General features: G+C 69.9%; 20 protein-coding genes and 2 tRNA genes. 7 read left to right on the forward strand and 15 right to left on the reverse strand.

Going from position 1 to position 20172, the window contains the following annotated elements:
• Window positions 1-9: 9 nt before the first annotated feature.
• Genes D7Y21_RS01965 through D7Y21_RS01985 form a run of 5 tightly spaced genes read right to left on the reverse strand, consistent with a single transcriptional unit; the run spans window position 10 to window position 4682 of the window.
• Entirely contained in the window at window positions 10-591 is a 582-nt protein-coding gene (locus D7Y21_RS01965; RefSeq protein WP_120566496.1) for a chemotaxis protein CheW, read from the reverse strand.
• Window positions 592-601: 10 nt separating this feature from the next.
• Window positions 602-1015 (reverse strand): two-component system response regulator, encoded by a 414-nt coding sequence (locus tag D7Y21_RS01970; protein ID WP_120566495.1) that lies wholly within the window; start codon window positions 1013-1015, stop codon window positions 602-604.
• Entirely contained in the window at window positions 1012-2598 is a 1587-nt protein-coding gene (locus D7Y21_RS01975) for a methyl-accepting chemotaxis protein (protein ID WP_120566555.1), read from the reverse strand. Before D7Y21_RS01975 ends, D7Y21_RS01970 begins: the two co-directional genes overlap by 4 nt.
• Window positions 2599-2658: 60 nt before the next feature.
• The gene (locus D7Y21_RS01980; protein WP_120566494.1) at window positions 2659-4122 is read right to left on the reverse strand and encodes a protein-glutamate O-methyltransferase CheR; all 1464 of its coding nucleotides are present in this window, start codon (window positions 4120-4122) and stop codon (window positions 2659-2661) included.
• A complete protein-coding gene (locus D7Y21_RS01985; RefSeq protein WP_120566493.1) occupies window positions 4119-4682 on the reverse strand; it encodes a chemotaxis protein CheW in 564 nt (187 codons plus the stop codon). Before D7Y21_RS01985 ends, D7Y21_RS01980 begins: the two co-directional genes overlap by 4 nt.
• Window positions 4683-4929: 247 nt before the next feature.
• Here D7Y21_RS01985 and D7Y21_RS01990 point away from each other — a divergent pair, with 247 nt between their 5' ends.
• Entirely contained in the window at window positions 4930-6990 is a 2061-nt protein-coding gene (locus tag D7Y21_RS01990; RefSeq protein WP_120566492.1) for a TonB family protein, read from the forward strand.
• A 36-nt stretch (window positions 6991-7026) separates the two neighbouring features.
• On the opposite strand, the gene D7Y21_RS01995 is transcribed toward D7Y21_RS01990, so the two are convergent.
• The 4 genes from D7Y21_RS01995 to D7Y21_RS02010 are packed head-to-tail and all read right to left on the reverse strand — an operon-like array spanning window position 7027 to window position 10198.
• Entirely contained in the window at window positions 7027-7746 is a 720-nt protein-coding gene (locus tag D7Y21_RS01995; protein ID WP_120566491.1) for an HAD family phosphatase, read from the reverse strand.
• Window positions 7747-7755: 9 nt separating this feature from the next.
• Entirely contained in the window at window positions 7756-8721 is a 966-nt protein-coding gene (locus D7Y21_RS02000) for a myxosortase-dependent metalloprotease, MXAN_2677/MXAN_2678 family (RefSeq protein WP_121710872.1), read from the reverse strand.
• Complete coding sequence (locus D7Y21_RS02005) at window positions 8718-9617, reverse strand: myxosortase-dependent metalloprotease, MXAN_2677/MXAN_2678 family (RefSeq protein ID WP_120566489.1); 900 nt, start codon at window positions 9615-9617, stop codon at window positions 8718-8720. The genes D7Y21_RS02000 and D7Y21_RS02005 overlap by 4 nt, the downstream gene beginning before the upstream one ends.
• Window positions 9617-10198: a hypothetical protein gene (locus D7Y21_RS02010; RefSeq protein WP_121710874.1), complete on the reverse strand. Its 582-nt coding sequence runs from the start codon at window positions 10196-10198 to the stop codon at window positions 9617-9619. Before D7Y21_RS02010 ends, D7Y21_RS02005 begins: the two co-directional genes overlap by 1 nt.
• 88 nt (window positions 10199-10286) lie before the next feature.
• Between D7Y21_RS02010 and gltX the strand changes: the two genes are divergently transcribed.
• The 4 genes from gltX to D7Y21_RS02030 all read left to right on the forward strand — a co-directional run bounded on the left by gltX (window position 10287) and on the right by D7Y21_RS02030 (window position 12487).
• Window positions 10287-11738, forward strand: coding sequence for a glutamate--tRNA ligase (gene gltX, locus D7Y21_RS02015; protein WP_120566487.1), 1452 nt, complete (start codon window positions 10287-10289; stop codon window positions 11736-11738).
• Window positions 11739-11784: 46 nt separating this feature from the next.
• Window positions 11785-12195, forward strand: coding sequence for a hypothetical protein (locus D7Y21_RS02020; protein WP_120566486.1), 411 nt, complete (start codon window positions 11785-11787; stop codon window positions 12193-12195).
• A gap of 68 nt (window positions 12196-12263) precedes the next feature.
• A tRNA-Gln gene (locus tag D7Y21_RS02025) sits at window positions 12264-12334 on the forward strand.
• 81 nt (window positions 12335-12415) lie between these two features.
• A tRNA-Glu gene (locus D7Y21_RS02030) sits at window positions 12416-12487 on the forward strand.
• Between the two features lie 160 nt (window positions 12488-12647).
• Here D7Y21_RS02030 and D7Y21_RS02035 read toward each other — a convergent pair.
• On the reverse strand, window positions 12648-13616 hold the full coding sequence (locus D7Y21_RS02035; protein WP_199735341.1) for a response regulator: 969 nt from the start codon (window positions 13614-13616) through the stop codon (window positions 12648-12650).
• Between the two features lie 72 nt (window positions 13617-13688).
• Here D7Y21_RS02035 and D7Y21_RS02040 point away from each other — a divergent pair, with 72 nt between their 5' ends.
• A complete protein-coding gene (locus D7Y21_RS02040) occupies window positions 13689-14261 on the forward strand; it encodes a hypothetical protein (protein WP_233611917.1) in 573 nt (190 codons plus the stop codon).
• Here D7Y21_RS02040 and D7Y21_RS02045 read toward each other — a convergent pair.
• Together D7Y21_RS02045 and D7Y21_RS02050 are read right to left on the reverse strand one after the other, a co-directional pair.
• Window positions 14239-15396, reverse strand: coding sequence for a sensor histidine kinase (locus D7Y21_RS02045; RefSeq protein WP_121710880.1), 1158 nt, complete (start codon window positions 15394-15396; stop codon window positions 14239-14241). The two genes, D7Y21_RS02040 and D7Y21_RS02045, sit on opposite strands and share 23 nt — an antisense overlap.
• A gap of 136 nt (window positions 15397-15532) precedes the next feature.
• Entirely contained in the window at window positions 15533-15793 is a 261-nt protein-coding gene (locus D7Y21_RS02050; RefSeq protein WP_233611918.1) for a DUF2795 domain-containing protein, read from the reverse strand.
• Between the two features lie 195 nt (window positions 15794-15988).
• Between D7Y21_RS02050 and D7Y21_RS02055 the strand changes: the two genes are divergently transcribed.
• Window positions 15989-16195 (forward strand): hypothetical protein, encoded by a 207-nt coding sequence (locus tag D7Y21_RS02055; RefSeq protein ID WP_120566481.1) that lies wholly within the window; start codon window positions 15989-15991, stop codon window positions 16193-16195.
• 63 nt (window positions 16196-16258) lie between these two features.
• Here the strand turns inward: D7Y21_RS02055 and D7Y21_RS02060 are convergent, their stop codons facing one another.
• Genes D7Y21_RS02060 through pdhA form a run of 3 tightly spaced genes read right to left on the reverse strand, consistent with a single transcriptional unit; the run spans window position 16259 to window position 20053 of the window.
• A complete protein-coding gene (locus tag D7Y21_RS02060; RefSeq protein WP_121710884.1) occupies window positions 16259-17878 on the reverse strand; it encodes a pyruvate dehydrogenase complex dihydrolipoamide acetyltransferase in 1620 nt (539 codons plus the stop codon).
• Window positions 17879-17884: 6 nt separating this feature from the next.
• A complete protein-coding gene (locus D7Y21_RS02065; protein WP_120566479.1) occupies window positions 17885-18871 on the reverse strand; it encodes a pyruvate dehydrogenase complex E1 component subunit beta in 987 nt (328 codons plus the stop codon).
• Window positions 18872-18925: 54 nt separating this feature from the next.
• Complete coding sequence (gene pdhA, locus D7Y21_RS02070; RefSeq protein WP_121710886.1) at window positions 18926-20053, reverse strand: pyruvate dehydrogenase (acetyl-transferring) E1 component subunit alpha; 1128 nt, start codon at window positions 20051-20053, stop codon at window positions 18926-18928.
• Window positions 20054-20172 lie beyond the last annotated feature (119 nt).

Consider the following 20172-nt stretch of genomic DNA (forward strand, 5'->3'; position numbering starts at 1 on the left):
CAGTCCCCTCTAGCCGCGCCGTGCGGCCGCCGGGTTGCCCAGCTGTGTGAGGTCCAGCACCGTGAGCCGGTCCGACGTCAGGAACAGGAACGGCCCCGGCGGCGGCTGGGACAGCTCCGCGCGCGGCAACTCCAGCCGTCCGTCCACGACCTCCGCCGCCAGCCCGAACGCCTCGTCCTCCACTTCCACCACCACGACCTTGCTCAGGTCGGACATGCCCCCGCCCTCCAGCCCCAACAACTGCCGCAGGTCCAACACCGGCACGATGCGCGAGCGCGACAAGAGCGCCCCCAGCACGTGGCGCGGCGCCCCGGGAAGCGAGCACATCCCGCGCGACTCCAGCACGTGGTCCACGTAGTCGATCTTCACCGCATAGCGCTCGCCGCCCACATGGAAGGCGAGCACCGTGACGACCTCCTGGCGCGTCTCGTGGCGCGAGTTGGCCAGCGCCACCGCGCGCTGATGCAGCACCTCGCGCCGCCTGTGGGCGCTCACCACCGTGGCGCCTTCCAGCAGCATCTGGGCCGCGTCGAGCGAGGCCTTCAGCTCGTCGAAGTCGATGGGTAAGAGCTTGCGGTCGTCGTTGGACATGGGCGGGCGGTCAGTACTTCGTGGCCGGCAGCTTGAGGATGTCCCGCACCTTGGAGCGCAGGTCGTCCACGGACACCGGCTTGTTGAGGAACGCGCTCGCGCCGACGAGCTTCCCCTTCTGGCGGCTCGCGTCGTCCTTCAGCGACGTGAGCAGCATGAAGGGCGTGTCGTGCAGCTTCGGGTCGCCTCGGATGGCCGCGCACAGCGCGAAGCCGTCCATCTCCGGCATCTGCACGTCGGAGATGATGAGGTCCGGCTTCTGCTCGCGCGCCCGCTTCAGTCCCACCGCGCCGTTGGGCGCGTCCACGAAGTCCAGCCCCCACCCCATCAGGTAGACCTGCAGGAGGTTGGTGATGGTCTTCGTGTCCTCCACGATCAGCACCTTCGCTGCCTTGCGTGCCCCACCCGTCACGTTGCTGTTCATAGCTGGTACCTGCCTACAAGTTCAGAGAAGCGCTTCGACAAGATGGAGAGGTTGCCGGCCACCTGCTCGATGCGCCGGGTGCCCTCCACCGAATCACTCATGGCGGACGTCAGTTCGCCCATCGCCGTGGCGATCTGCTCCACGCCAATGGTCTGCTGCCGCGTGTTGCCCGCGATCTGCCGCGCCGCCCCGGACGACTCGCGGATGACCTCCGACAGGCCCAGGATGGTGGAGCCCGCGCCACGCGCAAGATCCATCGCCGCCTGGGCGCGCCGGCTGCCCTCGTCCGTCGTCGTCACGGCCACGCGGGTACCCTTCTGCACCTCACCCAGGAGCACGCGCACCTGCTCGGCCGCCATGCGGGACTGCTCCGCCAGCGTGCGCATCTCCGTGGCGACCACCGCGAAGCCGCGCCCGTGCTCGCCCGCCTTCGCCGCCTCGATGGAGGCGTTGAGGGCCAGCAGGTTGGACTGCTCCGCGACGTCCTTCACCTGTCCGATGATGTCGCTGATCTGCAGCGTGCGCTCGTTCAGGTCGGTGATGGACAGGGCAATGGCCTTCACCTGTTCGCCCAGTTTCTCCATGCCCTCCACGCTCTCCGTGACGACCTTCTGTCCCTGAGCGCTGAGCGACTCCGACTTCTGCGTCTGGGCGATGACCGCGTCCGCGTAGGACGTGGCCTGCTTGGAGGTCTGGGCGATCTCCGCCACCGTGGTGCTCGTCTCGTTGATGGCGGACGCCTGCTGGTGCGCCATCGCGGACTGCTGCGTGGACGTGGCCAGCACACCCGCGGCCTCGTGCTCCAGGTCCGTGGCCGCGCCGCGCAGGTCGTGCAGCAGGTGCACCAGCGCGTCCGCCATGGTGGCGAAGCTGCGCGCCAGTTCGCCAATCTCGTCCGTGCCGGTGGTGTCGATCTGCTGGCGCAGGTCCCCCGCGGCGATGCCCACCGCCGCGCGAGCCAGCCGCTCCAGCGGCTGGATGAAGAGGCTGGCCATGCCGGCCGCCGCCAGGAGGCCCAGCACCAGCACCAGCAGGCCCAGGCCCGCGGTGCGCCAGGTGCTGGAGGACAGCGAGTCCGCCAGCGCCTCGCGGTCCAGCGCCAGCTGCACGGTGCCCACGCGCTTGAGCATGCCGCCCGGCGGGCCGAAGAGAATGGGCGCCGTCGTCTCCACCACGGGCAGCTTGCCGGCCGTCAGCAGGCGGTCCACCACCCCGTCACCGTCCGCGGGCTCCACGGCGGCGGCGGTCGCGAAGTGCTCGCCCGCGGAGCGCGCCAGCACCTTGCCGCCCGCGTCGCGGATGACGATGTAGGCGATGTCCGGCACGCTCTTGAGGGCCGCGTCAGTGCCCGCCTGGAGCATCACCGCGTCGTTCGCCGCCGCGGACGCCCCCACTGCGAACGCCATGCCGATGCTCACCGCGCGCGAGCGCTTGGTGAGCTCATCCAGCAGGCCGTCGCTCATCTGCATCCAGAACGCGAAGGTCAGGATGCCGACCAGCACGATGCCGAAGATGCCCGTACCCCCGAGGATCTTCGTCCGCAGGCTGAGCCTGGTCGAATCCGCCCCTTGAGGCGACGCCATCTTCAAACCTTTCGCTTCCACGTTGTCCCCACCTCACGTGTACCGGCGCGCCCCACGACATCAGCGCGCACCCTGCCAGCCCATCTGCGAAGGACGGGGGGCCAGCGCCTGCCGCAAGCCTCCCGCCGTCATCGTCGTCTCCACGCCTCGCAGCGGGTGCTCGTCATCCAATCCATCCAGCGCGCGCAACGCGTTCTGCCGCGCGCGCTCCGCGTCCTCGCGCCGGTCCAGCCGGCTGTAAAGCGCCACCAGCGTCGCATGTCCCAGCGCCAGCTGTGGCTCCAAGTACAGCGCCTTGCGCACCGCCTCCACCGCCGCGTCCAGGTCGTTGCGCGACTCGGCCACCATCGCCAGGAGCAGGTACGCCTCCGGGGACAGCGCCCGCGCCGCCTCGCGCGCCAGCGCCTCCGCCTCCTCGAAGTGGCCCGCGTGCGCCGCCTCCAGCGCCCGCGTCAGCAGGCCCGCGTCCTTTGCCGCGCGAGCCGCCGGCGTGGCGGCCTGAGCCCGCGGGGCTTCCGGCACCGGAGCCGGGGTGGACGGCCGTGCCACGTAGGCCGGCATGGGCGCGGGCGTGGGGCGGCGGAGCGAAAGCCGCAGGCTGCCCGGCACCGGCGTCTGCCGGCCGAGCGCGGCGGCGGTGAAGGCCGCTGGCGCGTCGCGACGCGGAGGGGCCACGGTCGCGGACTCGCCCGCGGTCCACGGCTGCTCCAGGGGCATGCGCAGGACGGGGGTGCCGTCCACGTCCAGCGTCTCCAGCCCCATCCCGTTGGTGAGCGGCACCTCCGCGGGCGACACGAAGAGCAGCCCCCCCGGCGCGAGCGCGCTCAGCAGCCGGCTCAGCACCGCGCGCACCAGCTCCGGCGTGAAGTAGATGAGGACGTTGCGGCAGAAGATGGCGTGGAAGCCCAGGGACGGCACCGCGTCCGTGGCCAGGTTGTGGCGGCGGAAGTCCACCGTGCGCACGACCTCCGCGGAGACGGTGTGCTGCGTGTCATTTCCCGTCGCGCCCGGGTGCGGCACCAGGAAGCGCTTCTCCAGGTCCGGCTCGATGCGCCGCAGCGACCACGGGCTGTACACGCCGGCCTTCGCGCGCTGCAGGGCCCGGCCGGACACGTCCGTCGCCAGCACGCGGAAGCGCCCGCCGTTGCCCAGCCCCGCGGCCATCAGCGCCATGGCGATGCTGTAGGGCTCCTCGCCGCTCGCGCAGCCCGCGCTCCAGACGTGGAACGGGCCGCCCTGGTGCAACCGGGCCCGCGAGGCCAGCGCGCGCAGGTGCTCCGGGTGGCGGAAGAAGTAGGTCTCGCCGATGACGGCGTGCTCGATGAACGCCTCCACCGCCGTCGGCTCGCGAATGAGCAACTGGCGCAGGAAGGCCGCCTCGGACATCTGGCGCGTCAGCGCCGCGCGGGCCAGCGCGGGCTCCAACGAGCGACGCAGGCTGCTCGCGAGCGTCAGGCCGCAGGCGCCCTGGAGCACCTCCTCGACCTTCGCGAGCGTGGCGTCGTCGAGAAGCCCTTCGCTCACAGGCCCTCCGTGCCGTTCAGCAGCGCGCTCGTGCGCAGGAGCGGGCGCAGGCCTTCCGGCGTACGGCACAGCCCGGCCATCAGCCCCGTGCCGTCCCAGGGCAGCTTCTCCTCGCCGCTCTGCGAGCCGTCCACCAGCACCGGCGTCTCCACCAGGTCCTTCACCCGGTCCACCAGCAGCGCCACCATGCGGCCCGCGTCCACCACCACCAGGAGCGAGTCCAGATCCGGCGTGCGCTTGACGCCCAGCAGGCGCGCCACGTCCACCACCACCGCCGGACTGCCGCGGTAGACAAACGAACCGGACACGTGCACCGGCGCGCCGGGCAGCGGATCCAACGCCACCAGCCGCACCACCTCCTGCACCTGCTTCGCGGGCACGAGCGCGGTCGTGTCGCCTGCCTCCACGGTCAGGTAGAGGCCTGGCAGGCGAACCTCTCCCTGCAGGGAGACGAGCTCCTGGCGCAACTGGTTCTGCTCCGCCTCCAGCGCGCTCAGGCGCTGTTGCACGGAGACCCGACGTACCTGCGGAGGAACGGGGACTCTGGGGGTTTCGGCCATCGAAGAACTCGGCCCGCCGGATGGCAGGCAGGAAGAAAAACCGTAATCCGGGAGCCCTGTCCAAAGCAATGCGGGCTTACCCGAAGGTCGCGACTCACATCCCCCCCTGCGACCGGGGTCGCGCTTGCCCCGACGTGGTGGATTCCGGACCCCCTTGGCGTGCGCCGCACCGGCGAGTTGTGCTTGGATATAGAGGCGCTGCTTTTGCCGGAGAAACCATTTTGCACGCAGCTTCTAGGGGATACGAATGATCAAGAGCGATTCCCCGAGCCCTGAGGCGCCGGGAACGGATCCGCTCATCGGCCGGACGTTGAACGGCCGCTTCAGCATTCTGGAGCCCCTGGGCGTGGGTGGAATGGGCAAGGTGTACCGCGCCCTGCAGGCCCCCTTGGAGCGCGTGGTCGCGCTCAAGGTGCTCAACCCCAACTTCCCGACCAGCCGCGACCCCGGCTTCCAGAAGCGCTTCCTGCGCGAGGCGTCGCTGACGTCGAAGCTGCGGCATCCGAACACCGTCACCGTCATCGACTACGGGCAGACGGACGACGGCATCTATTACATCGCGATGGAGTACCTGGAGGGTCGCACGCTCCAGCAGGTGCTGGGTCAGGCGGGCCCGCTGCCCTGGGCGCGCGCGGTGTCGGTGGCGCAGCAGGTGTGCCGCTCCCTGCGCGAGGCGCACGCGCTGGGCATCATCCACCGCGACCTGAAGCCCGCGAACATCATGATCCTCAACGAGGCGGATCAGGACCTGGTGAAGGTCCTGGACTTCGGCCTCGTGAAGTCCGTGGCGCCGCAGGAGGGGCCAGTCAGCCCTGAAATCACCCAGAACGGCACCTTCCTCGGCTCGCCGCAGTACATGGCGCCGGAGCAGGCGCGCAACGTGGCGGACGCGCGCAGCGACGTATACTCGCTGGGCATCATGCTGTTCCAGATGCTGATGGGTCGGCCGCCCTTCATCGCGCGCGACCACATCGAGCTCATCTTCGCCCACTACAAGGAGCCGCCCCCCACCTTCCAGTCCGTGCGCCCGGATCTCGCGGTGCCGCCGGAGATTGAGATGGTGGTGCGCCGCTGTCTGGAGAAGGACCCGGTGCGGCGCTTCCAGACGATGGACGAGCTGCTGGAGGGCCTGCGCGAGGCGCACATGGCCGCGGGCGGCAACAGCGGCGTGTTCCGCCGGCTGGGCGGCGCCTCGACGACGGGCCCCTACCCCTCTCCGCCGACGACGGGCCCCTACGCGTCCCCGCTGTTCGCCAACGTGGGCAACGCGGAGCCCGCGGACGGTGGGCTCGCGGTGGACATCAGCGTGGAGGTGCCGGCGGACGTGCAGCGCGCCCGCCAGCGCACGCTCATGATGGGCGCGCTGGGTGGCGTGATGGTCGCGGGCCTGGTGGGCATCACGCTGTTCTTCCTGCGCGGCGGAAGCCCCGAGGAGAAGCCCGCGCAGCCGGTGGCCCAGGCCACGGCCCCCACCGCGCAGGCCCCGGTGGCGGAAGCCCCCACGGCGGCGCCCGCGCCGGGCAAGGTGCGCTTCCGGCTGATGAGCCAGCCGTCCGGCGCGCGCGTCTATTACAAGGGCAAGGAGAAGGGCGTGACGCCCTTCGTGATGGAGCTGCCCCTGGGCAGCGAGGGCAGCATCACCGCGGAGCTGACCTTCGCGCTGGAGGGCTACCAGACGGAGACCATCATCACCGGCGGCTCCGGTGAGGTGGTGCTGTCCCAGAAGCTGACCAGGCGCCGGGGCGGCGGTGAGCGCCCGAGCCGCGTGGACCTGGCCACCGCCTCCACCCCCGAGGACTTCGAGAACGTGGCCCCGGCGACGCCGGGTGGACTCGCGGCGCCGGTGATGATGCAGGCCGCGAACCCGTCCACCCCCGCGGCGGTCCCCGCCACGACGACGGACAAGGCGATGGGCGCGTTGGGCGCGTCCGCCGCGGCGCCGGTCAGCGCGGCAGGCAGCCTCGCGGTGCCGTCGCTGACGACCGGCGCGCTCGCGCCCGTCAACCCGAACGCCGTCATCCCCTTCAACGACGCCATGGAGCGGCCGATGCTGGTGGAGGAGGGCCGGGACATCGCCTACACGCGCGAGGCGCTCGCCATCAAGGCGGAGGGGCTCGTGGCGGTGCGCTGCACCATCACCAACAAGGGGCGCGTGGAGAACTGCCGCATCCTGAAGATGGTGCAGCACATGGATAAGGCGGTGCTCGACGCGCTCCAGTCGCGCGTCTACAAGCCCATCCAGTACCAGGGCCGCCCGGCGAACGTGGACTACACGTTCACCATGCGGCTCGTGTCCCCGCGCCGCTGAAAAAAGCGACGCGCCTCCACCGCGTCCTCCATCTCATCAAGGGCCGGTGGAGGGCACGAGCGGCGGCGACGGAGGGACGGACGGGGTGGCGCCTCCAGGAGGCACGCCCCAGTCCACCACCGGCCAGCCCCGCCGCCGGGCCTCGCGGCGCAGCCGGTGGTCCGGGTTCACCACCACCGGGCGCCCCACCACCTCCAGCACCGGCAGGTCCGAGTACGAGTCCGTGTAGAAGGCGCACGTGGACAGCGGCACCCCCGCCTCCTTCGCGGTGGCCTCCGCGTAGAAGCGCTTGCCCTCGCCGAAACACACGGCCCCCAGCGGGCGTCCGGTGTGCAGCCCCGCCGCGTCCACCTCGAAGCGGTTGCACAGCACGCCGTCCAGGCGCAGCTCGCGCGCCACCAGGTCGGAGAGGTAGCCCGAGGAGGACGTCAGCAGTACCAGCCGGTCTCCGGCCTCGCGGTGGGCCTCCAGCGCGACCAGGGCCCCGGGCCGGTACTGCCCGCGCACGGCCTCCGCGTAGAAGTCCGCGGAGCGCGCCTCCAGGGCCTTCGCGTCGGAGCCCGAGAGCAGCGCCGTGGCGCGCAGGAGCACGTCCTGCATGGCCACGAAGCCCAGGTGGTAACGGGCGAGCAGCATGCTGGCGCGCAGGGCCTCCCAGCGGGAAATGTGGCCCAGCGCCAGCTCGCGGCGCACCCAGAGCGACGCGGAGTTGGCGGCGAGCAGCGTCCTGTCCAGATCGAAGAAGGCGACGGCCACGGTCAGAGTCTAACCGCGCGGTCCGCCCGGGGCAGCACCAGGGAGACCGGCCCGAGGGGCCGTTGACCGCCTGCCCCTGCGCATCAGCGCCACGCCCCAGAGCAGCACGGCGGCCATGCCCGGTCCTCCCGCGGAAGCGCCGCAGCCGGTGCCCCTCCCGTCCGCCACGAGCTTCAGGCCCGGGTCCTCTGGGATGCGGCACTGCGTGGGCGGCAGGCCGCGCGGATAGGCCGAGCAGAAGCCGGCCGCGGAGCCCGCGTCGATGACGCGCTTGGAAGTCTCGCCCTGGGAGGCCGTGGCCTCCATGGTCGAGCCCGCGGAGAAGACGTGGTCCAGCCCGACGACGTGGCCAATCTCATGCGTCATCGTGTTCTGCACGTCCGTGGCGACGCAGCCGGTGGACGGAGTGCCCGAACACGGAGAGCCATTCACGGTGGTGAAGAGGAAGCTGGGACCGTAGTCCGTCTCCGCCGCGTTGAGCTCGATGTCCGAGTCCACCACGCGCCCGTCCTTGAAGCTGAACGACGACGTGGTGAGCCCGATGGTGGCGCCCCCGTGCGCCCAGCACTGGTAGACGTTGCCGCACGTCTCCTCCTCCCAGCACGCGTCGTCCGGCGGGGCGACGTCCTGGCAGTTGCGCTCTCGGAAGGTGACGACGTTGTAGTTGTCGAAGGGGTGTTCCTCGTCGTAGCCAATGTCGACGGAGCGCGACCAGTCCTCGCCCCGGATGAAGCGGAAGTCGCTGCACGTCGCGGACAGCGCCCGCCACGCGTCGAAGGCCGCCTCGATGGCGACGACCTCCGAGTCCCCGGGCGTGCGCGTGCTGCCGGCCGCGTCCAGGTGGTAGACGTAGTCACGCCCCGGCCACACCAGGCACAACGGCCGGCCCGGCACGAGCGTGCGCTTGAAGTCCTGCTGCGCGTCCGCCGCTCCCGCGCACAGCAGCACTCCCAGGAGCAGCAGGCGACAGCTCACCGTCCACCCCTCCGGCGGCGCGCCAGCAGCGAGGCCGCGGCCAGCAGCGGCAGCACCGCCAGTCCGCCGGTCGCCGCGGTGCAGCCGTCGTCACCCTCCCCGTCGCCGTCCCCATCGCCGTTCCCGCTGCCCTGCACCGGGAAGCAGGGCTGGCTCGCGCTGCCCTTGGGGTACGCGGCGCACACGAAGCTGCGCGAACCCGGGTCGATGTTGCGCTTGGACGTCTCGCCCGGAGGGGCGCTGGGGTTCATCGTGGAGCCCGTCGCCAGCGTGTGGTCCAGGCCCACGAAGTGGCCCACCTCATGGGTGGCCGTGTTCTGCACGTCCGTGTCCACGCAGTCCGGCGTGGCCACGATGCCGCACGGTCCGCCGTTGCCGGTGGTGAAGTTGAAGCGCGCGGCGTTGAAGGAGATGTCCGAGTCGTAGACGATGCCCGTGCGCTCGTCGTACGTGGTGAGCGTGATGGCGATGGTGCCGTCGCTGTCGTCCCAGCAGTCGTACGTGTTCGCGCACGTGTCCTGGGTGAAGCAGGCGTCGTTGGCGTCCACGACCTCGCGACAGGCGCGGCCCCGGAAGAGGATGAGGTTGATGTTGTCGCCGGAGCGGTTGTAGCCCACCGTCCGGGAGTTCACGCGCGAGCCCTCCGCCAGCGTCAGGTTGCCGCAGCTGGCGAAGATGTCCTGCCAGCTCTGGAACGAGCGGGTGATGGCGTCGAACTCCGTGTGGTTCGTCGCCTTCGGGTTGCCCACGGTGCTCTGCTGCCAGGTGACCTTGGACTGCGTCCAGTACAGGCACTGCGTGGCTTCATCCCCAGGGGACACGCGGCTGCGCACGTACGGCGCGGAGCTCTGTCCCATCACCGCCGCCAGCACCACCCACGACGCGAGCGCGCCCATCACTTCGCCCCCTTCTTCGCGGGCGCCGCCTGCTGCGCCTGGACCGCCGCGCGCACGGACGCCTTCAGCTCCTCCAGCGTCACCGGCTTCGCGCCGGACACCGTCTCCTGGCGCGTCTTCGGATCAATCAGCACCGCGTCCCCGGTGGACGCCGGCACCGCCATCGCGCCCGGGCCGGTGCGCTGCACCTGGTACTTGCCCTGCGCCATGCCCGACAGCTGGAACGTTGCCGCGCCGCGCTTCTCCAGGAAGACGACGACCTCCTCGCCCTCGGAGAAGGACGCCAGGCCACCCACCACCTGGCCAATGTCCCCCACCCGGCCTCCCGGCTGGGTGACGACCACCGTGCCGCCGGGCTGCCCCTTGAGGGCCTCCGTCACTTGAATCTCCACGTCGGTGACGATGCGGCGCTTGTCCCCGCTCCAGCGGCTCTGCACGCGCCGGACGACGCCCTGCACCACCGCGTCCGACGTCTGCGCCATCTGCGGCAGGTCCGCCCGCAGCATCGTGGTGGCCCCCACCGGCAGCCCTCCGAGCAGGGTGGCCAGCACCACCGTGCGAACCGCGTGTCGAATCGACATGGATAGTCTCCTTGGCCGCGCAGCCTAACCCCAAGCGGGCGGCTTGCGTTGACCCTCGTGCACCCGTCCTGCTATCGCGCGCCTGCCCATGGCTCCGTCAAAACCCCGCGTCCGCTTCGCTCCGTCACCTACTGGATACCTCCACATCGGAGGCGCCCGTACCGCGCTCTTCAACTACCTCTACGCGAAGCGCTACGGCGGCACCTTCATCCTGCGCATGGAGGATACGGACCAGGAGCGCTCCACCCCGGAGTCCGTGAAGGCCATCCTGGACGGACTCAACTGGCTGGGCCTGGACTGGGATGAAGGTCCCGGCAAGGAGGACCCGAAGTACGGTCCCTATTTCCAGACCCAGCGCCTGGACACGTACCGCAAGCACGCGGACCAGCTCCTCGCGGAAGGAAAGGCCTTCCGGTGCTACTGCACCCGCGAGGAGATTGCCCAGCGCCGCGAGGCGGTGGAGAAGGCGAAGGGTCAGGGCAGCTACCGCTACGAGGGCACCTGCCACGACCTGAAGGGCCCGCCCCCCGGCAAGAAGCAGGAGGACGCCGTCATCCGCTTCCGCATGCCCGCGGGCGAAGGCACCGTGTCCTTCGACGACAAGGTGCTGGGCACCATCACCAAGGCGCACTCGGACCTGGATGACTGGGTGATGATGCGCGCGGACGGCATCCCGCTCTACAACTACGGCTGCGTCATCGACGACCACCTGATGGACATCACCCTGGTGTCGCGCGGCCAGGAGCACGTCAACTCCACCTTCCCGCAGCTGATGCTCTACAAGGCGCTGGGCTGGACGCCGCCGGACTTCGCGCACCTGCCGCTCATCCTGGGGCCGGACCGCGAGAAGCTCTCCAAGCGCAAGCATCCGGAAGCGGACGTGATGCTGCACAAGCGCACGGGCATCATGCAGGAGGCCCTGCTCAACTTCGTCATCCGCCTGGGCTGGAGCCACGGCAACGACGAGGTCATCACCCGCGAGCAGATGGTGGAGTGGTTCGACTTCGACGGCGTGGGCAGCACCTCCGGCGTGTGGAACCCGGAGAAGCTCCAGTGGCTCAACCAGCAGTGGTTCAAGCTGCTGCCCCCGGCCGTGGTCGCGGAGCGGCTCGTCCCCTTCCTGGAGGCCCGCGGCTTCCAGGCGAAGGGCGACGCGCGCCTGGAGCCGCTGGTGCTCGCGCTGCGCGAGCGCTCGCGCACCCTGGACGAGATGGCGAACACCGCGTCCATCTACTTCAAGAGCGGCGTCACCCTGGATGAGAAGGCCGCCGCCAAGCACCTGAGCGGGGACTCGCTCAACCTGCTGCGCCAGGCCCGGGAGAAGCTGGCCGCCCTGCCCGCCTGGACGGTGGAGCCGCTGGACGGCGTGGTGAAGACGGTGAGCGAGGCGGCCCAGGTGGGCATGGGCAAGGTGGCCCAACCCCTGCGCGTGGCCATCACCGGCAACACCACCAGCCCCGGCATCGGTGAGACGCTGCTGCTCGTGGGGCGCGATGAGGCCCTGCGGCGCATCGACGCGGCGCTCGCTCGCGGGACGTGACATTGGCGGTGGACGCGCGCATCGCCGGGCCCTATCTTGGCCGGCGATGACGCGACCGCTTGACAGCCTGAGACCGCATTTCTATAAGGCGCGCCCGCTCGGGGCGGTGCTGCTGGCCCTCTGGGCAACGGCTTCCGGCGCCGAGCTGGTGAACGGCGCGCAGATTCCGGATGGTGCCCAGAAGGTGGGCGAGAACAGGTACCGGGCTTCGCGAGACTTCGAAGCGACGCTCGACTACTACAAGAACGTCTACCCGACCTCGAGCTACCCGAGGCGGTCGATCGTCAACCAGCCGGGCGTCAAGGCCGTGCACATCTCCAACCCCTCCGGGAAGAACTTCGAGGGGCTGAATATTTACGAAGCGAACGAAGAGGTTCGCATCTATGTCGTCCCGCTGCAGGGGGCGGCGAAGCCGGCGAAGAAGACTGATGGCAAGCCGGTCAGGAAAACGAAGTAGTTGAAGTCAGCAGCAGAAGTCGGTAGTAGAAGCGCCCGCAACAACGCAGCCGCAGCACGCAGCGCCTTTGGGGAATCGTCTAACGGCAGGACAGCAGACTCTGACTCTGCTTATCTAGGTTCGAATCCTAGTTCCCCAGCTGAAAATCTCCGGTTGACTGGTCAGAACGGAGAATGTAGGAAGCAGCAGCAGAAACGAAGCGGTTGTAGGGAAGCAAGCCGGCCCTGTCGTCTAGTGGTTAGGACGGAGCCCTCTCACGGCTCAAACTCGGGTTCGAATCCCGGCAGGGTCACTCAGAGACGCCCACCTTCGGAAACGAAGGTGGGCGTTTCGCTTTGCGGGCTATGGCATTCCGCCCTGCCCTCGCGGACAGAGCTCCAGCGGTTCCGCGTCCAGGTGCCTGGACGCGGCCCGGAGCTCCGGTGGCCCCGGGGTTTGGGCGCTGCTCCTCTTCAGTTCGGGGTCGCGATGCTCTGGCGGAAGGTGTCGAGCGCGGCGGTGAGCCGCTGCTGGGCGCGCTGGATGCCCCGGCGCATCAGCAGCATGCGCACCTTCTCCGGCAGGACGCGGGCGGCGTTGGACTGGCCGTAGCCCACCAGGTCCATGCGCAGGGTGATGGCCTCCAAGAGGTCGCTCAGGTCGGCGTCCGCGCCGGCCAGGAGCACCACGTCCGGGGAGCGGCCCTGGAGGCGCTCCGCCAGCGTGTGCCACTGGGGGTCTCCGGTCTCCACCACCACCACGTCCGCGCTCTCCAGTTGGGGCGAGTACGGCGGCAGCTCCACCACCTCGAAGGACGCGTCGCGCAGCACCTTCACGGCCTCGGCGCTGCCCACCACCGCGACGTTGCCGCTGTGGCCCAGGCGTACCGCCTGCTCGTAGTTGCGCAGCTCCGTCTCCAGCGCTTCGTGCGCGGGCTCGGGAGCGTCCCGGCCCGCATCCAGCAGCGCCGCCGCCTGCCGGGCCATCTCCCGGGCGCCGTCGCGCGTGCGCACGCGCTCCGAGCGGCGCTCCAGCGCGGCGCGCACCTTGGCGCGCAGCACGCGCAAATCATCGAAGGGCTTCACGATGTAGTCGCTGGCACCGGCGGCGAACGCGGCGATGACGGACTCGGAGCTGGCGTAGGCGGTGATCATCACCGCCTCCAGCGCGGGCTGCATCCGCCGCGCTTCAGCGATGAGCTCCACCCCACCCATGCCGGGCAGGTTCTTGTCCGTCACCAGCACGTCGAAGCGCTGGTCCTTCAAGAGGACGAGCGCCTCCTCCGCGCTGCCCACGGGGGAGACGATGAGGTCCGCCTCCCGCCCCAACAGGCGCACGCAGATGTCCAGCACCACCGGCTCGTCATCGACCAGCAGCACCTTCGAGGCGAGCGTCCCCCGCCCTTCCCCTTCACCTTCACCGGTCTCAAACGGGAGATCCATGAATTGGGAGGATCGCACAGCTCTCGTCCAACTTCGAGGGTGGGGAACAGGCGCGGCCACTATGCTCTCCCGGTGAGCTTCGAAGACGCGCTGCGGGAGAACCGGGTGCCACCGCGGCTGGGGGACGTGCGGCTCTTCTACGACGGGGGCCGGCTGGTGGGGGAATCCCTGCCCCCGGCCTGGACGCTGCGGCTGTTGCCCACGCTCCTCGTGGCCCTGGCCGCCGTGTGCACGGGGGTGGGGTTTCTGCTGCTCGTCCTGGACTCGGCCCGGACACCGGGCGCCGCGACCCTGCTGCTCGTGCTGGCGGGGGGCCTGGTGGGCGGCGCGCTGGTGCTGGAGGCACGGCTGCGGCGGAGGCGCTTCGTGCTGCACTTCAAGACGGAGTCGCTGCGGCTGGAGACACTCGCGTGGGCCCCGGGCGCGGCGCGCACGGAGGTGTTTCCCTTCGACGACGTGCGCGCGGTGCACATCGTCCAGCCTCCGAAGGGCGGATACGCACTGGTGGTGGAGTACGGCCCGGAAGCAGCGCCCCGGCGCGCACTCCTGGTGCGGGACGTGCGGTCACAGGAGAGCGACACCCTCTACCGGGTGTGGCGGCTCCTGCACAACGCCTTCGGGCTCAAGGGAGCAGGGCTCGCTTGAAGGTGAGCTCGATTTCGGTGCCCTCGCCCGGCGTGGACGCCAGGCGCAGCTGACCGCCGAACTGCATCACCAGCTCGCGGCAGATGGACAGGCCCAGCCCCGTGCCGATGCCCACGGGCTTGGTGGTGAACAGCGGCTGGAACACCTTCTCCTGAAGCGCCACGGGGATGCCGCAGCCGTTGTCCGACACGGTCAGCACCACGTCCTCGTCGCGCGCCGCCCACCGCACGTCGATGCGGCCCGGACGGCCCGTGCCCTCCATGGCCTGCGCCGCGTTGACGATGAGGTTGAGCAGCACCTGGCACAGCTTCACCGGCCCGAAGACGATGCGGATGGGCTCGCCGTTGCTGGTGAGCCGCGCCCGGTCGCGCACCTCCGCTCGCGCCAGCTTCACCGCGAAGGAGACGACTTCCGCCACCTCCGCGGTGGCCTCCATGTCCTCGCCGCGCGCCTGCGCGCGCAGGCCCAGCGCCACCCCGCGCAGGTGGCTGGCGCCCTCGGACAGGTCCTTGATGAGCGACGGCAGGTCCTCGATGGTGGAGGACACCTCCGTGTCCGGATCCGTGGCCAGGTGCCGCGACACGTACTGCACCACCCGCTCCATGTCGCGCTGGAGCGACGACACGTTCTGCGTGAGGTAGCCCACCGGGCCCATCAGCTCGTGCGCGATGCCCGCCGTCACCTGCCCCAGCGTGGCCAGACGCTCGGACTTCATCATCCGGCCTTCCACTTCGCGGATGCGCAGCTCCAGCCGGGCAATCTTGAGCGCGTCCTCCAGCGCCGCCAGCAGCTCCGCGCGGTCCCACGGCTTGACGAAGTAGCGCGTCACCTGGCCGCGGTTCACCGCGTCGATGACGGCCTGCATGTCCGCGTACGCCGTCACCAGCATGCGCCTGGCGTCCGGCGCGATGCTGCGGGCGCGCTCCAGGAGCTCCACGCCCGTCATCCCCGGCATGCGCTGGTCGGACAGCACCACGCCAATCTCCGAGCGCCGCTGCTCCAAGAGCGCCAGGGCCTCGTTGGGGGACGAGCACCGGAAGATGCGAAACCGCTGCCCGAAGTTGGCGTCGAACACCCTCAGGTTGAGGGCGTCGTCGTCCACGTACAGCACGGCGGGCAGGTCCGAGGCGTTCATGGAGCTCCTCCAGACCATGGCTTCCTCATCCGGAAGACAGGCTGGTCGCGCCGAAGATAACGCGCACGTCCGTCAGCGCGCCTGGGGGTACCTTGTACCCAGGCCGAAAGCGAACGTCGCGCGACAGCACTCCGCCTCAGACGGAGGCGTTCCCGAGCGCGAGGGCCACCGTGTCCACCGACGGGAAACGGCCCCGCGGCAGCGAGCCCAACAGCGACACCACATGGGAGGGCGCGTCGTTCTCGCGCGCGACCCAGACCAACTGCTCCGCGGTGAGCGGGTACACCGCGCCGCGCAGCGCCTGCTGCAGCGAGTGCGCCAGGGACACCGCCGGAGTCAGGGGCGCCGGTGAAGGCTCCACCTCCCGCAGTCCAAGTCCCAGGCGCTCGCGAGTCATGTCGTCGTTCATTGAGTAAGAAGTTAAGCAGCGAACCGCGCCGCCTGCCGACCTTTTTTCGCCGTCCGAAGGGAGTCAGGCAGGCAGGCGCTCTGCCCCTCCATCCCACCGGGTGGCCACGCCAGCGTGGGCATCCCACCGTACCGCCACGGAAGTCCTACCCACACCCCCGACCCCGGGGAGGAGTGACGCACCATGGCGAACAAGAAGAACGAAGACGTGAAGCCGGTGAAGCACGTGGAAGCCACGCGTCCGGAGCCGTGGCCCGGCATCCAGGGCCGCAGCCGCGAGCACGAGGAGGAGCTGGAGACGGGCACGCGCCGCGCGGACCAGGCGGACGTCACGGAAGCCCAGCGCAAGTTGGAGAAGGACGTCGAGCCGGACGAGCCGGCGCGGGAGTAGCCCAGGCCATGCCCCGCCCCCGTGCGTGTCACACGGGGGCGGAGGCGGCGGACCGCTCGACCGCTAGAACAACAGCCGCGAGGGGTGCTCCAGCAGGCCCTTCAGCTCGCGGAGGTACTCCGCGCCGGTGGCCCCGTCGATGACGCGGTGGTCACCCGACAGCGTCACCGTCATCATCTTGCGCACCGCCAGCTGGCCGTCACGCACCACGGCCTTCTCCGCCACGGCGCCCACCGCGATGATGGCGGACTGGGGCGGGTTGATGACGGCGATGAACTGGTCGATGCCGTACATGCCCAGGTTGCTCACCGTGAGCGAGCCGCCCGTGTACTCGGCGGGCTTCAGCGAGCGCTTGCGGGCGCGCTCCGCCATGTCGCGAGACTCGGCGGAGATGGCCTGCAGGCCCTTGAGGTCCGCGTCGCGGATGATGGGGGTGATCAGCCCGTCCTCGATGGCGACGGCGATGCCCACGTCCACGGTGCCGAAGTGCAGCACCTGGTCGCCCTGGAGCGACACGTTCATCTTCGGTGAACGGCGCAGCGCGATGGCCGCCGCCTTCACGATGATGTCGTTGACGGACACCTTGAGGTCCAGCGCCTTGGCCTCTTCGCGGATCTTCACCGCGGCGTCCATCTCCACCTCCACCGTGAGGTAGAAGTGCGGCACGCCGGGCTTCACTTCCGACATGCGCTGGCCAATGACCTTGCGCATGGAGGACATGGGCACCGCCTGCGGCTCCGGACGCGTACCGAAAGCGCGAACCTCCGGCTGGGCCCCGGCCTTCTTCGCCGCCGGCGCCTGCGCGGGAGCCTTCGCCAGACCCTGGCCCAGCGCCTGCTCCACGTCGCGCTTCACCACGCGGCCCAGCGGGCCCGTGCCGCGCACCTGGCTGATGTCCAGCCCGCGCTCCTGGGCCATGCGCTTCGCCAGCGGGCTGGCGCGCAGCCGGCCGCCAGCGCCGGACGTCGCCCCCTGGGGAGCCTGGGGCTCGCGGCGCAGCGGAACGACCTGTCCCCCGGCGGGCGCGGACGGAGCCGCGGCGGCGGGGACCTTCGGAGCGGCCGGAGCGGAGGCCCCGGCCTTGGCGCCCTTGGGCGTGAGGAACGCGATGGGTGCGCCGACCTTGGCCATGTCGCCCGCCTGCACGGTGATGCGCGCGAGCGTGCCGTCGTCGTACGCCTCCACCTCGAGGTTGGACTTGTCCGTCTCCACCTCGGCGATGGCGTCCCCGGAGGAGACCTTGTCCCCCTCCTTCTTCAGCCACTTGACGATCTTCCCCTCCGTCATCGTCGGGGAGAGGGACGGCATCAGGATGGCAATCCCCTCGCCCGCGCCGCTGGCGGCGGGAGCCGGGGCCTGCTCGGGAGGCTTCGGGGCGGCGGCCTTGGGGGCCTCCGCCTTCTGGGGCGCCGGGGCCGAAGGCGCACCACCGGTGGCCTTCTCACCCTTCGCGCCGAGGAAGCCGATGGGCGAACCCACCGTGGCGACCTCGCCCTCGGGCACGGCGATTTGGATGAGGTAGCCGTCGTCGAAGGCTTCCACCTCGAGGTTGGACTTGTCCGTCTCAACCTCGGCGATGGCGTCTCCGGAGGAGATCTTGTCTCCCACCTTCTTCAGCCATTTGACGATCTTCCCCTCCTTCATCGTAGGGGAAAGGCTGGGCATCTGGATGGGCGTCGCCATACGCGTTCAGGCTCCCTCGCGGTACAGGACCTTCTTGATGGCGGCGATGATCTTGGGCGCGTCCGGCTGGGTCGCGTTCTCCAGGTTCGCCGCATAGGACATGTTCACATCCAACCCGGTGACGCGCACGACCGGCGCGTCCAGGTCGTCGAACGCCTGGGACTGGATGAGGTCCACCACGGACGCGCCAATACCGGCCAGCGCCCAGCCCTCCTCGCAGATGACCACGCGGTTCGTCTTGCGCACGCTCGCGAGGATGGCCTCCTCGTCCAGGGGCCGCAGGGTGCGCAAATCCAGCACCTCCACGCTGATGCCTTCCTTCGCCAGGGCCTCCGCGGCCTCCATGCAGAAGTAGTACATCCGGCTCCAGGTGATCAGCGTGACGTCGGTGCCCTCACGCTTCACGTCCGCCTTGCCCAGCGGGACGATGTGCTCGCCCTCCGGCACCTCGCCCTTGATGGCGTAGAGGCGCTCGCCCTCGAACATGACCACCGGGTTCTCGTCCCGGATGGCGCTCTTGAGCATGCCCTTGGCGTCCGCCGGGGTCGCCGGGGCAATCACCTTCAGGCCGGGGAAGTGCGCGTAGTTGGCCTCCAGCGCCTGGCTGTGCTGGCTGGAGAGCCGGCCGCCCGCGCCGCCCGGGCCGCGGAACACGATGGGGCAGCGCAGCTGGCCGCCGCTCATGTGGCGCAGCTTGGCCGCGTTGTTGACGATCTGGTCCATCGCCAGGATGGCGAAGTTCCAGGTCATCATCTCCACCACCGGACGCAGGCCCACCGCCGCCGCGCCCACGGAGAGGCCCGTGAAGCCCAGCTCGCTGATGGGCGCGTCGATGATGCGCGCGCTCCCGAACTTGTCCAGCAGGCCCTGGGACACCTTGAACGCGCCGTTGTAGCGGCCCACTTCCTCGCCAATGAGGAACACATTGGCGTCGCGCTCCATCTCCTCGGCGAGCGCCTGGTTCAACGCTTCGCGATACATCAACTCGGGCATCGTCGGCTCCGAACTCGAATCTCGAAAGGGTAGTGGCTTAAGGGAACGTGAGCGCTAGCGGATCAGGCCCGCCTTCTTGTCCGCCTGCTCGGCCTCGGCGCGGGGCTCCAGGTCCCACGTCACCTTCAACTCCTGGCCCGTCGGGTACTTCGGCCAGTTGGTGACCTTCACGCCCAGCACGCGCTCGCGCGGGCGCACATCCTCCTCGCCCGGCTCCACGATGGTGTCGCGCCACAGCTCGTCCACGCTGGGCTCGGGCGACTCGTCGGCGAACTTCACCGCCGCGTCCACCGCGCGCTTCTCCTCTTCCTCGATGGCCTCGAAGTCCGCGTCCGTGAGCTTGAAGCCCTGCTTCATCGCGAACTCGCGCAGCTTCGGGATGGGATCGCCCTTGCGCTCTTCCTCCACCTCCTGCTTGGTGCGGTAGTTCGCCGGGTCCGCCATCGAGTGGCCGCGGAAGCGATAGGTGTTCGCCTCCATCAGCACGGGGCCCTTGCCCGCGCGGCAGTACTCCGCGGCGTCCTTCACCGCCTCGTACATCTTGAGGACGTCCATGCCGTCCACCGCTTCGCCGCGCATGCCGTACGCGGAGGCGCGCTTGTGGATCTCCGGCACCGCGGACGTGCGCGCGATGGCCGTGCCCATGCCGTAGCGGTTGTTCTCGCAGATGTAGATGACCGGCAGCTTCCACTTCTGCGCCATGTTGAAGGTTTCGTGGAACGCGCCCTGGTTGGCGGCCGCGTCGCCGAAGAAGCACACCGTGACGCGATCTTCGTTCCGGTAGCGGCTGGCGAAGGCCATGCCCGCCGCGAGCGGAATCTGCCCGCCGACGATGCCGTAGCCGCCGTAGAAGTGGTGCTCGATGTCGAAGATGTGCATCGAGCCGCCCTTGCCCTTGCTGTAGCCGGAGCCCCGGCCGAACAGCTCCGCCATGACCATCCCGGCGTCGCTGCCACGCGCCAGCGGCTGGCCGTGGTCGCGATAGGCGGACAGCATGTAGTCATCCGGGCGGATGGCCTCGTTGCAGCCCACCGCCACGGCCTCCTGGCCGATGTAGAGGTGGCAGAAGCCGGCGATCTTCCCCAGCGTGTACTGCTGGCCGGCCCGCTCCTCGAAGCGGCGCAGGAGGTACATCTTCCGGTACATCGTCAACAACAGGTCCTTCGAGTACGCGCTGGCCACCGCGGCATGCCTCCGTCTGGGCCGCCCCTTGAAGACCCGAGGGGGAAGGGCGGCGAACGCCGTGCGCCTCTTAGCGCGCGGCCAAGGGACTTCCAAAGCCTTTCAGAAACCGTCGTCCA

The sequence above is a fragment of the Corallococcus sp. AB045 genome (assembly GCF_003668895.1).
GTDB classification, from domain to species: Bacteria; Myxococcota; Myxococcia; order Myxococcales; family Myxococcaceae; genus Corallococcus; species Corallococcus coralloides.